The sequence below is a fragment of the Emergencia sp. genome (assembly GCF_048465375.1).
In the GTDB taxonomy this organism is placed as follows: Bacteria; Bacillota; Clostridia; order Peptostreptococcales; family Anaerovoracaceae; genus Senimuribacter.
Genome location: NZ_DBFWLQ010000002.1, coordinates 292126 through 304828, shown reverse-complemented (window position 1 = coordinate 304828; position 12703 = coordinate 292126). Strand labels below are relative to the sequence as shown.

Annotated in this window: 12 protein-coding genes; 4 read left to right on the top strand and 8 right to left on the bottom strand. The window is 44.6% G+C overall.

Going from position 1 to position 12703, the window contains the following annotated elements; translation table 11 throughout:
* Positions 1-19 precede the first annotated feature (19 nt).
* Entirely contained in the window at positions 20-808 is a 789-nt protein-coding gene (locus ACMQ5W_RS01900; RefSeq protein ID WP_419022924.1) for a hypothetical protein, read from the bottom strand.
* Positions 809-986: 178 nt separating this feature from the next.
* Entirely contained in the window at positions 987-1424 is a 438-nt protein-coding gene (locus tag ACMQ5W_RS01895) for a protease complex subunit PrcB family protein (protein WP_148494107.1), read from the bottom strand.
* Positions 1425-2616: 1192 nt separating this feature from the next.
* Here ACMQ5W_RS01895 and ACMQ5W_RS01890 point away from each other — a divergent pair.
* Positions 2617-3459 carry a hypothetical protein gene (locus ACMQ5W_RS01890; protein ID WP_419022921.1) on the top strand — a complete coding sequence of 281 codons (843 nt, stop codon included), beginning with the start codon at positions 2617-2619 and terminating at the stop codon, positions 3457-3459.
* A gap of 705 nt (positions 3460-4164) precedes the next feature.
* Here ACMQ5W_RS01890 and ACMQ5W_RS01885 read toward each other — a convergent pair.
* The 6 genes from ACMQ5W_RS01885 to mgtE all read right to left on the bottom strand — a co-directional run bounded on the left by ACMQ5W_RS01885 (position 4165) and on the right by mgtE (position 9097).
* Positions 4165-5094 carry a transketolase family protein gene (locus ACMQ5W_RS01885; RefSeq protein ID WP_419022919.1) on the bottom strand — a complete coding sequence of 310 codons (930 nt, stop codon included), beginning with the start codon at positions 5092-5094 and terminating at the stop codon, positions 4165-4167.
* Positions 5094-5912, bottom strand: coding sequence for a transketolase (locus ACMQ5W_RS01880; protein ID WP_419022917.1), 819 nt, complete (start codon positions 5910-5912; stop codon positions 5094-5096). The genes ACMQ5W_RS01885 and ACMQ5W_RS01880 overlap by 1 nt, the downstream gene beginning before the upstream one ends.
* Positions 5913-5986: 74 nt before the next feature.
* Positions 5987-6349 (bottom strand): type II toxin-antitoxin system PemK/MazF family toxin, encoded by a 363-nt coding sequence (locus ACMQ5W_RS01875; protein ID WP_148494278.1) that lies wholly within the window; start codon positions 6347-6349, stop codon positions 5987-5989.
* 19 nt (positions 6350-6368) lie between these two features.
* Positions 6369-7217 (bottom strand): NAD(P)H-hydrate dehydratase, encoded by an 849-nt coding sequence (locus tag ACMQ5W_RS01870; protein ID WP_419022915.1) that lies wholly within the window; start codon positions 7215-7217, stop codon positions 6369-6371.
* On the bottom strand, positions 7218-7685 hold the full coding sequence (locus tag ACMQ5W_RS01865) for a hypothetical protein (RefSeq protein ID WP_419022913.1): 468 nt from the start codon (positions 7683-7685) through the stop codon (positions 7218-7220).
* 14 nt (positions 7686-7699) lie between these two features.
* Positions 7700-9097 (bottom strand): magnesium transporter, encoded by a 1398-nt coding sequence (gene mgtE / locus ACMQ5W_RS01860; protein WP_419022911.1) that lies wholly within the window; start codon positions 9095-9097, stop codon positions 7700-7702.
* Positions 9098-9524: 427 nt separating this feature from the next.
* Here mgtE and gdhA point away from each other — a divergent pair, with 427 nt between their 5' ends.
* From gdhA to ACMQ5W_RS01845, 3 genes are all read left to right on the top strand, one after another.
* A complete protein-coding gene (gene gdhA / locus ACMQ5W_RS01855) occupies positions 9525-10868 on the top strand; it encodes an NADP-specific glutamate dehydrogenase (RefSeq protein ID WP_419022909.1) in 1344 nt (447 codons plus the stop codon).
* Between the two features lie 93 nt (positions 10869-10961).
* Positions 10962-11648 (top strand): response regulator transcription factor, encoded by a 687-nt coding sequence (locus ACMQ5W_RS01850; RefSeq protein WP_419022907.1) that lies wholly within the window; start codon positions 10962-10964, stop codon positions 11646-11648.
* 8 nt (positions 11649-11656) lie between these two features.
* Positions 11657-12694, top strand: a complete 1038-nt coding sequence (locus tag ACMQ5W_RS01845) for a sensor histidine kinase (RefSeq protein ID WP_419022905.1) — start codon at positions 11657-11659, stop codon at positions 12692-12694.
* Positions 12695-12703: the final 9 nt, after the last annotated feature.

Sequence of the window (12703 nt, the reverse complement as noted above, 5' to 3'; positions counted from 1 at the left end):
TTTTTAAATAGAAAATGGGCTATAATACGTCCATTTCGTGTGAAACTTTTGTGAAAACATCCATTAATTTACATTTTATTTCTTTATTCTGCCAATGGAATTTGCAGAATAATTCGTCTGCATAAATCGCTTCAATGGGGAACGTTTCTACGAAAATCAGGTCATTAGATTTGAGATAGCCTTTTACCTGCCGCTGATTGACGCCTCCATTTACGCGGTTGATCAGCCATTTCATCTGGGTACCTGCCAATTCCATCTGCTTCAGTCTCTTAAACCTGTCGCTGTGCCGAATCAATTTTGACGGCAAAGGGTCTACGACGACCACAGTCAAATCCATATCAAGTAGGAATTTATCCCAGTCTTCGTCAGCTTCAAAATCATAAATGCAAATCTGGCCTCGACATCCTTGAATCAGTCTGGCTCTCTCCTCCTGGTTCAAATCCAGTTTTCTCTCGCAATCCCTGGGCATTGGAATCCGCCAGTTGATACCGCATTCCATGTTTTTCTTGTCCTTGATCGGCTTTCCTTCTTTAATCAATTCGTAAAAATCGTTAAAGACTCTATTATGAAAGCGCTTATCCATGGCAGCCGCATCGTACAGCAATGTATTACAGCGACTGGGCGTCAAGCATTGGGTAAAAGTCAGCTTATTCCCTTTCTCTGCAAAGTAAAAGGCCAGAGACGATGCAACAAATGTAGTTCCAACGTTCTGACCCAGGCCGGTTACTGCAATATTAACTTTGTCTATGGGGTTCCCCATCTCTGTAGTCAATCTGCCTTGACTTTCTCGAATAAATAGCCTGTTCACTTGCCACCTCCCATAAATTACGGCAGAAATTTCCTTGCCGCTCTGATATGGTATATATTACCATACATTTTCTGGATATGCAAGTTTTGTTGCATTTTTTGTGCGATTAAGAAATGCCGAAGTTCTAATCACGCAAAAAGGGTGGCAGCTGATACAAGCCTCTTGTACTTTTCTACTTTTAATCCACAAATTTCGTTCTCAGTTCAATGGTATCAGGCAATCCCTTCATATCTACCTTCACTACTGCACAAGGGTAGCAGGCCACCTGCGCCATATTCTCTGAATCGGCTGGATCTGCAAAGTTCGCATATACGATCAAATTACTCTTGTCGTCTTTGCTTTCTAAGGCAACTTTCTCAACTTCGACTTCATAACCAGCAGTCGGCTTTTCGCCTCTCGTTACGATGACGTAAATATTTTTCCCTACTTTACATGCCAAAGCTCTCTCTAAATCTCTGTATTCAGGCAGAATATCAGCTTCAATTTCCCTTGGCATCACTTTTTCTGCGACTTTTTCAAATTTTATATTCGTCTCTTTTGAGCTTACACCAAATGCCACAATCAGTCCCACTAAAACCACCGCAGCTACTGCAATTGCAATAATTTCTTTCTTCATAACCCAATGCTCCCTTTCCCAAAGTCTAATAAAACTTATGAGACAAGATTCGAAATTATGCCAGATATCTGTTGCAGTCTGTTATTATGATTGAATTCTTCTGCTATGGACTATTGAGATCACCGTATGACTCCTTGTGATCTGTGCGCACCTTTGTAGTTGCCGTATAACGCCTTGGCATCTGTGCGTACCTTTGTAGCTGCCGTATAACGCCTTGGCATCTGAGCGCACCTTTGTACTCCGCCGTATAACGCCTTGGCATCTGTGCGCACCTTTGCAGTCCGCATCTACACTGCTTCTTTCAAAATGTCCCGGACTTTTTTTCGCGACATCTCCATTGCGGACTCTTTCTGTCCCTGTACGACCCTCTGTAGTCCGCATCTGCACTCCTTCTTTCAAAATGTCCTGGACTTTTTTTCGGGATGTTTCGGTTGCGGACTCTTTCTGCCTCTGTACGACCCTCTGTAGTCCGCATCTGCACTCCTTCTTTCAAAATGTCCTGGACTTTTTTTCGGAACATCTCCATTGCGGACTCTTTCTTCCCCTGCAGGACTCTCTACAGTCCGCATTTGCACTGCTTCTTTCAAATTGTCCCAGACTTTTTTTCGGGACATCTCCATTGCGGACTCTTTCTTCCCCTGTACGACCCTCTGTAGTCCGCATCTGCACTCCTTCTTTCAGAATGTCCCGGACTTTTTTTCGGAACGTCTCAGTTGCGGACTCTTTCTGCCCCTGCACGACCCTCTGTAGTCCGCATCTGCACTCCTTCTTTCAAAATGTCCCGGACTTTTTTTCGGAATGTCTCGGTTGCGGACTCCTCGCCAACTACTCAATGGTAGCGTTGGTGTAATTTTGTTAGGCCATGTCGTCTCCCCTGCAAACTCTTAGTGAGCTACTCTTAATCGTGCCGTTGCCTGGGACAGCATCTCCAGCATCTCCCCTTCGGACTCTTTGCAAACTACGCCGCGTCTCCAGCCCACCCCTCCATAACAATTTTACAGCTGCACGACTGCGTTGATATTCTTCAGCTCCTCGCAATTCCAATGCTGTAAAAATACAAAAATATATCAAAAACTGACAAAAAAAGTCCAAAAACTGACATCATACTTGCTTTCTGCGGCACTTTGTCGTATCTTGATCCTAACAAGAAAACCTGTCAGACAGAGAAATAACAAATAAAGGAGAATCTGCTATGGACAGTTTTATGGAACTTATTAAAGATCAGATAAAAATTACGGAAATGCTAATCGATGCATACAGCAAAAACATTGAACCCAGCTTAGACGGAACCCTTACATACAAGCTTCGATACAACCAACTTCAGTATTATCTGCTCACCTCTGTAAAAAGAAGAGGTATAGCAGAACGTAAACAAGTTTATTTAGGTAAAGTAGATAGTCCACAGGTGCAGAAGTATAAAAATGACCGATTCTATCGAGAAAGCGTAAAAAGACTAAAGCATAATTTAAATACTTTAAAACGAACGGAAAAAAAATACCAGGACTATTCCCCCGAATACATACAGAAAAAACTTCCCAATGCATACAAAGATTTGCCTGAACGCTGCTTTTCAGATCCAATCTATGAAGAACTATGCTCGCTAATCGAAAACAAAAGAAATAGCAGCCCAAAAGAGTTCCCCAAGGCGTCAAATATTACGGTAACCGGTCAGCAGGTTCGTTCAAAAGGGGAAGTCATCATATTTAATCTACTTACATCTTACCAGGTGCCGTTTCAGTATGAGGAGGCGCTAAGATTGACGACTGTTGAAGGACAAAATGTGACAGCTTATCCCGATTTCGTCATTACAACGGCTGCAGGAAGAAAAATTTACTGGGAACATGTAGGATTGCTGGAGAAAGAGAACTATTATGAGAACTTCTGCAGTAAAATCAAACTGTATCACCATAACGGCATCACGCTGGGAGATAATCTGATTGTAACAGCAGACAAATCGGGCGGTGCAATTAATTCACAATATATCAACCAAATGACCAAGCACTTGATTTTACCGGAGGTCAGAACCTTCAACTAAACAGGCTTACATCCCATATGACGCGTTCCAAACCAACCAAAGGCGGGGGAACGCCAGCATAGATTCTGCCGTTTTGTCCCAAACTTGCTTGTCTGGGGAAACGGACAGCACGGGGAACACAGTTCCCGGAGGAGCGAAGCGTTGCCTTCCAAATCGCCAATGGCTCATTGGGCAGAACGTCATACGTAAGATACCGTTCAGAGGAAAAGTCCCGTCAAGGTTCACTTATAAATGAACCACTTCCAATACAGAGATGCAGTCATAGTATCACCTTATCCTGATTTGTAATTGTTACCTCATCAAAGTATATGTCCACTGCAAGTAGGCGGGACTTCTTGAGCTAGATGCAGAATACCAACATCTAGCCAGACTGATCAAATCCTATTACCGCAGCAGCGCAAAAGCGAAACGCCAAAGAAAAGTGCAAAAAAGCATCAGATCAAGGCGCAGCTCCGGCGGTTGTTTGACTATATTAACGGATAAGACTGGCGGTGTAATTCATACGCATAGCATCGTCCAGATTATCAAATACCTTATTCTACCGAGGGTGCAGACCCTCCATAAAATCCCCCAATATTCAATAAGAGAAAAGACCGGCTGCAGAAACAGCCGGTCTTTTCATCAGCAAACTATGTCAGAATGCCATGTCAGCGAACTATGATGCGATGTCATAGGGCTGACAATCAGCATGCTGTATGTATCGCACTAATAGAGTTCTCTCACTGCCTTGACAATATCGGCAGCGGTCATTCCATACTTTTCTTTCAGTTCGTCAGGTTTTCCCGATTCCCCATAAGTATCCTGCTGCCCAACCATCTCCATTTTGACAGGACAGTTCTTGACGATGACCTCAGCTACAGCGCTTCCAAGACCTCCAATGACGGAATGCTCTTCTGCTGTTACGATTTTGCCTGTTTCACGGGCTGCTTTGATGATGATTTCCTCATCAAGAGGCTTGATGGTGTGCATGTCGATGACCCGCACGTCAATGCCCTCTTCTGCCAGCTGCGATGCAGCCATCATGGCTTCCGCAACCATAATGCCGGTTGCAATTACTGTAACATCTGTTCCTGCGCGCAGCTCATTGCCTTTGCCCAGCTTGATATCGGCAGTCTCATCGTAAAATGTAGGGACTGCTGCACGGCCGAGCCTTACGTAAGCCGGACCGTCGAAGTCGATGACCTGTTTCAGCAGCAGTCGGGCACTAGCGCCGTCAGATGGATTTACTACGGTCATGCCTGGAATGGTGCGCATCAGAGCCAGATCTTCAAAAGTCTGATGGCTGGCACCGTCTTCACCGACCGTGATACCGGCATGGGTTGCACAGACCTTTACATTGGCGCCAGTATAACCGATGGAATTTCTGATGATTTCAAAGGCTCTGCCGCTGGCAAACATCGCAAAAGTGGATGCACAGACGGTTTTGCCTGATAATGCCAGTCCGCAGGCTACGCCATACATGTTTTGCTCAGCGATACCCATGTTATAGAATCTGTCCGGATAGGTTTTGCTGAATTCGTTGGTCATGGTGGATTTTGAAAGGTCGGCATCCATGACTACCAGATTTGGGTTCTCAGCCCCAACTTCTACGAGAGTTTTTCCGTATGCCGCTCTTGTTGCCATTTTCTCAGCCATTACCATTCACCTCCTAATTCCTCTACTGCCTGCTTGGCTTCCTCATCACTCGGTGCTTTGCCGTGCCAGCCAGGATTATCTTCCATGAAAGAGACGCCTCTGCCCTTGTGTGTCTTGGCGATAATGGCAGTCGGTTTTTCCTTATATGTACGTGCTTTATCAAAAGCGTCAAAGATTTCATCGAAATTGTGTCCGTCGATGACCAGAACATTCCAGCCAAAGGCGGCAAATTTTTCATCCACCGGCTTCACAGTCATCACATCGTCGTTTTTGCCGTCAATCTGCAGACCATTCCAGTCTACGATAGCGACCAGATTGTCGAGGCCATAATGAGCAGCCGCCATGGCAGCTTCCCACACGATGCCTTCCTGCAGCTCTCCGTCGCCCAAAAGTGTGTAAACTCTGCCCGGATTCTCGTCCATTTTATTGGCCAGTGCCATGCCGACACTGACGGAAATTCCCTGCCCCAGAGAACCTGTGGACATCTCGATGCCAGGCACCTTATGCATATTGGGATGTCCCTGGAATTTACTTCCCAGTTTACGCAGCGACATCATATCGCTGACTGCATAATATCCTCTTTCTGCCAAAGCTGCATACTGGACAGGTCCGGCATGTCCCTTTGATAAAATGAATTTATCCCTGTCCGCCTTTGCCGGGTCAGCAGGGTCGATGTTCATCTCTTTAAAATACAGGGCCGTTACGATGTCCGCTGCAGAAAGTGATCCGCCGGGATGTCCTGATCCGGCACTATGTATTGCGCGAATAACGTCAATCCTGACCTTCGCGGCCAATTCCTCATAATGTTTATGATCCATTTCTTTCCTCCATATAAATATATATTATTTACGGGGAGAACCCTGCCTGCGGATTCTCCCCATGAAAATCTAATTTAGTGGTTTTTATGATTATCAGTAATACCCAGACTGACACTCAATGCCTGATCTACTGTCGGCAGCTGACTGTCGCTGAGTGTACCGATGTGCTCCTTTAGTCTTCGCTTGTCGATAGTACGAAGTTGTTCCATCAATACTACCGAATTCTTACTAAGTCCGCCATCGGTTGCTCCAAGCTCCACATGGGTAGGCAATTTCGCCTTATTTATCTGTGATGTAACTGCAGCCACAATAATGGTTGGGCTGTATTTGTTTCCTACGTCGTTTTGAACTACTAGTACTGGTCTGACTCCCCCTTGTTCGGAGCCGACAACCGGACTTAGATCTGCAAAGTAAAGGTCTCCCTTTTTTACTATCAAGTCCAACACTCCTTGTCTTTTACTCTGTCAACTCTTTTAAGGCAAAAGGCACATAATCTGCTATATCGCTGGCCACTAGGCCGTATTCTCCAAGTTTATCTGCTGCCAGGTCACCTGACAGTCCGTGTACAAATACCCCGGCTTTCGCCGCATCAAAAGGTGCAAGCCCCTGACCCGCCAAAGAAGTGATGATGCCCGTAAGCACATCACCCGATCCGGCAGTCGCCATCCCCGGGTTACCTGTAGTATTAATATATGCGTCTTCGTCGGAAACGGCTACCAAGGTACCAGTACCTTTTACAATTATAATGCAGCCGTATTTTTTCCGTAAAAAAGAGGCAATTTCTATTCTCGTAAGATCTGCGATATCTGCATTTCCGAGAAGCCTTTTGGCCTCACCTATATGAGGTGTCATGATAACTGACGCCTTGGTCTCGCGAACCAGCTGCTGCAGCTCTGCATGTATTGCAACCGTATTCAATCCATCGGCATCGATCACGACAGTCTTATCAAAATGTTTTAGAATCATCCTTAAGATGTTCTTTGATCGTCTATCAACTCCCATTCCCGGGCCTACTGCTATGCAATCATACTGCATTAGGTCATCCTTCGTATTACCCCACTCCATACATATGGCTTCCGGTACGGAAGTTTGGAGAACCGGGAAAATCTTTCGGTTGGTGCAGGTCTTTACGAGGCCGCTGCCACACTTGATTGCAGCCCTGCTGGCGAAAACGGCGGCGCCTGCCATTTCCTTCGATCCTGCAAGAATCAAAACTTTTCCACAGTCCCCTTTATGTACATCTTTGGGGCGCTTTCTAATAACAGTATGGACATATTCTCGATCAATTAAACCTCTTATTTCCATTTATTTTTTTACCTTGTCAAATATCAACGTAGATTCGATTTTCTCTTCTTCTGAATCAGACTCGTATGTAAGATAAAGCTTCTCTTCGTATTTAAATTTGTAGGAGAGCAACTGCTTCGTCTTCATATCGTACCATGTGGATGGCGGATCAAAATCCGCATTATCGATGCATCTGACTTCTAATTCATTGTCTGAGAGAATTTCTATGGTTCCCTCGATGCAGGGATTGCCCGCTTCATCATCGTAGATGGTAAATTTACCGTCCTTGGTAATCGAAAGCTTCAGATATCCCGTGTAATTGTCAGGGTCGTTGAGAGGATTATCCTCACATTCCCAATCTCCCACAAAAGGCGCCAGCTCATCCTGCTTGTCCGTCTGCGTAGGCGGCTGCTCCTCTTTGCAGGCGGTCACGGAAAAAGTGCCCATGCACACCAGCGCGATCAAAATCCCAATTGTAAATTTCCTCATCAGTCCTACCTCATTTATAACCCCAAAAGTAACATGGCCATTGCAAAATATATGGACAACGCAACCATATCAGAAACAGAAGATATGGCCGGGTTTGCAATCAGCGCCGGATCCAGCTTTAACTTTTTGACAAAGAGCGGTATCATGCTGCCAATAATCTTTGCAAAGATGACGATCGCCAGCATCGCCGAGCAGACAGTTAACGCAATCATGGCACTTTGTCCATCCAGGAAATAAACCCTGGCAAAATTCAGCACGCTGAGAATCGCTCCGATCAAAAATCCGATTCTCACTTCTTTCCAGAGTATCTTGAATACATCAGAAGTATCCACCTCGTCTGTAGCCAATCCACGGATGATCAAAGTCGCCGCCTGGGAGCCAGTATTTCCGCCAGTGCCCATGAGCATCGGCATATAAGCTACCAGGCTGATGATCTGTGACAGTCTTCCCTCGAAGCTTGTAATGATCATTCCTGTAAAGATGTAGGCGATCATCAGAATGACCAGCCACGGCAGCCGGTTGATCACATGCTGCCACACCGACATATCCAAGTAGCCCTTATCGGAGTTCTCCCAGTCGATGACGCCGTTCATTCTCTCGATATCCTCTGTCGCCTCTTCTTCCATGACGTCCAGAATATCATCGACAGTGATGATGCCCACCAGTCTTTGTTCCTTGTCTACTACGGGAATTGCCAGAAAACCGTACTTCTTGAAATCCTCGGAGACGTCCTCCTGGTCGTCATAGACATTTTCGTAGACATAGTCCGTGCGCATGATGTCTTTGATTTTAATTTCGTCGTCTGAAATGACCAGAGTGCTCAGGGATACAATTCCAATCAGCTTCCTGCCACTGTCTTTGACATAACAAGTGTAGACTGTCTCCGCATCCATGCCCACTTTTTTGATATATTCCAGGGCTTCACCCACAGACCAGTCTTTCTGCAGGCTGATATAATCTGGCGTCATCAGGCTTCCCGCACAAGTATCGGGATAATTTAAAAATGTATTGATTAGTTTTCTTTCGTTTTTTGGCGTTTTTTCGAGAATTTTGTCGACCACGTTGGCCGGCAGTTCCTCTAACACGTCGATCTTATCGTCAAAGTCCATTTCCTGCACGATAAAGGTAATCTCTTTATCGGTGATTCCATTGACGATTTCTACCTGGTCGTCTGTCGGTAATTCTGAAAAAACTTCTACCGAAACATCTTTGGGAAGAAGGCGGAACAGGATGATGGTCATATCGATATCCGTTTCTTCTGTAACTTCTTCCAATAGTTCTGCAATATCTACTGCATTGTACTTCAGCAGTTCATCTCTTGCCTGAAAATATTTTTTATTTTCCAGTAACTCCAAGATTTTTTCTAAGGATTCTTCCATCAGCATGTCAGAATCCATCATGATATTATCCATTGGTATCGTCCTCACTTTCCGTGTATTTCCCTATCTACACGAAAAATATACCAATGTAATCTATTTTTTGCGTGAAGACAGAGATTGTCTTTCATAGCCTATACAATTGTTGCTTCGTTTAGAGTCGGGCCCATTATCCATGTCTTCACTTCCTCTCATTCTATTTACTCTATACGACAAATCGTAAGTATTAACACTTAATTATACCCCACATACGACAAACTTTGCAACCATTTTGTGTGCACCCCGCTTTAGCAATGTACATTGCGAAATCATTGGAATTTCAACTATTATATCCAAATTGATGTTTCAAAAGAAAAACATTGGGAAAAGGTTGACTACAAATTCCCAAAGTGTTATATTGAAAGTAACGGCGACAATATTTACAACTTTTAGTAAATAATTTTAAAGAAAAGAGGAGATCGAAATGGGTAAATTAGTTGAGCAATACATTGAGATTGCTAAGAAGAAAAATCCTGGCGAACCAGAATTTTTACAGACAATTGAAGAGGTTCTTACTTCCATCGAACCAGTTCTTGAAGCACATCCTGAATATGTAGAAGCAGGATTAGTTGAGAGACTGATCGAACCTGAAAGAGGAATCAGCTTCAGAGTGCCTTGGGTTGATGACAACGGCAAAGTACAGGTCAACAGAGGTTACAGATATGAATTCAACAGCGCACTAGGACCTTACAAAGGCGGCCTGAGATTTGCACCAAACGTATACCCAGGAATCATTAAATTCTTAGGTTTTGAACAGATCTTCAAGAACAGCTTGACTGGTCTTCCTATCGGCGGCGGCAAAGGCGGAGCTGACTTTGACCCTAACGGCAAATCAGACGCAGAAGTCATGAGATTCTGCCAATCCTTTATGACAGAACTTTACAGACATATCGGACCTCATACTGACGTTCCAGCTGGAGACATCGGTGTCGGCCCAAGAGAAATCGGTTACTTATTCGGACAGTACAAGAAAATCACCAACAGATACGAAGGCGTTCTCACTGGTAAAGGTTTGTCCTATGGCGGATTAGCAGGAAGAACAGAAGCAACTGGATACGGAATCGTATTCTTTGCTAGAGAAATGCTGAAACACTGTGGCGAAGAAGTCAAAGGCAAGACTGTTGCAGTTTCCGGATTCGGTAATGTATCATGGGGAACTGTTCAGAAGCTCAACGAATTAGGCGCTAAGGTCGTTACAATCTCCGGACCAGACGGATACATCTACGATCCAGATGGAGTAACTGGTGAAAAAGTTGACTACATGCTCGAACTGAGAGGCTCCGGCAAGAACATCTGCGCACCTTACGCAGACAAATTCCCAGGCGCTACATTCTATGCTGGCAAAAAACCTTGGGAAGTTAAAGCTGATCTCTACATTCCATGCGCAACACAGAACGAAATCCGCATCGAAGATGCTAAGACAATGGTCGCTAACGGTTGTAAGTATCTCTGCGAAGGTGCTAACATGCCTACAACCAACGAAGCCATCGAATACTTACAGGAGAACGGCGTAATTGTTGGACCATCAAAGGCAGCAAATGCCGGCGGCGTTGCATGCTCATGCATCGAGATGGGCCAGAACGCTGGTCACACAGTCTTCTCACCTGCTCAGGTTTATGAACAGTTAGAGACAATCATGGTTAACATCCATAAGGCTGCTGCTGAAGCTTGTGAAAAATACGGCATCGGCTACAACCTGATTGCTGGCGCTAACATCGCTGGATTCGAAAAAGTTGCAGAAGCTATGATGGCTCAGGGCATCGTATAAAAATCTCATAAGATTGTTATTAGAAACGGCGTGGCTTCGGCTATGCCGTTTTTCGTTTCTGAGACGATTTCGACGAAAGAAAGAGGAGAACGAATGAAAAGACTTTTTTTAGTGGAAGATGATCTGAGTTTGATCAACGGACTTTCCTTTGCCATCAAAAAACAGGGATACGAGATAAAAGTCGCCCGTACAGTGCGAGAGGCGGAGACTCTGTGGACCTCCGGGAATTATGATCTGGTCATTCTGGATGTCTCCCTCCCCGACGGCTGCGGCTTTGACTTGTGTAAAAAAATACGCCAGACTTCAAAAGTGCCCATCCTGTTTCTCACTGCTGCGGATGAAGAGACCGACATCATCATGGGGCTTGATATCGGCGCTGACGATTACATCACGAAACCTTTCAAATTGGCCGTATTTCTGTCAAGAATCAACGCCCTGCTCCGCAGAAGCGAGAATTTCAATCCACAGGTAACAGAGCTGTCTTCCTGCGATATCAAGGTACAATTGCTGAAACGGCAGGTATATAAAAATGGGAAACTGCTGGACTTGACCGCCAGCGAGTACAAGTTGTTATGTCTATTCATGGAAAACCCCGATATGGTGTTGTCCGCCGAACAGATTTTAAGCAAGCTGTGGGATTGTAACGAAAGTTACATCGATCACAACTCCCTCACAGTATATATCCGCAGGCTGCGCACAAAAATCGAAGACCATCCCGGGGACCCTAAGCGGATCATCACCGTACGCCGTATGGGTTATAAGTGGAATACGAAGGATTGAGGTATATAATGAAGATATTCGCAAATCAGAAAATCAAATCACTTTTTCTCTCCATCTCACTTTCCATATTGGTATTTACGCTGATTGCTTCCCTTTTGGTAATCTTTCAAATTGATCATAGATCATTTTACATTTTCAGCTGTTCCTTGTTCATGAGCATCACGATATTGGCAATCTGCTATAGATATTTCAAGGAGCAGAATAAAATCATGGAAGATGCAGTTTTGCAGATTACTGAGTATATTTCCAGCGGCAAAAACGTCCGCATCGAATGTGATGACGAGGGGCAGTTATACAGATTGTTTCATGAAGTAAATACGTTGGTTTCTATCCTGAACGCCCATGCAGAAAACGAGAAGAGTGCAAAAAAGTTTTTGCAGAATACCATATCTGATATTTCGCATCAGTTAAAGACGCCCCTTGCCGCCCTTAATATTTACAATGGCATCCTGCAGGAAGAGGCAGAAGCGTCTCCAACAATCAAAGAGTTTGTTCAGCGTTCCGAACAGGAACTTGACAGAATCGATGTGCTGGTTCAGAATCTGCTCAAAATCACAAAACTGGACGCAGGCACCATCTGTTTAGAAAAGTCATTAGAAAATCTATCTGAAATGATGGCATCCGTAAAAAAGCATTTCCTCTTCCGCGCCGAAGAAGAAGGCAAAGAAATCATCTTGTCAGGCAGCGATAGCATTACGATTTTATGCGATCACAGCTGGATCATCGAAGCAATCAGCAATATTGTAAAAAACGCCCTTGACCACATGAAAACAGGTGATTTTGTAAGCATTGAATGGCGCGCTTTTACTTCTGTCATTCAAATTGTCATTAAAGACAATGGAAGCGGCATACATCCAGAAGACTTACACCATATCTTCAAAAGGTTTTATCGCAGCCGCTTTTCTAAAGATACCCAAGGGATCGGACTCGGTCTGCCACTGGCGAAAGCCGTAGTGGAAGCGCATAGCGGTACGATTGAAGTGGACAGCCAGCTAGGCATCGGAACGACTTTCACCATTAACTTTTTAATTCCTACAAAATTGTAGGATAGGAGT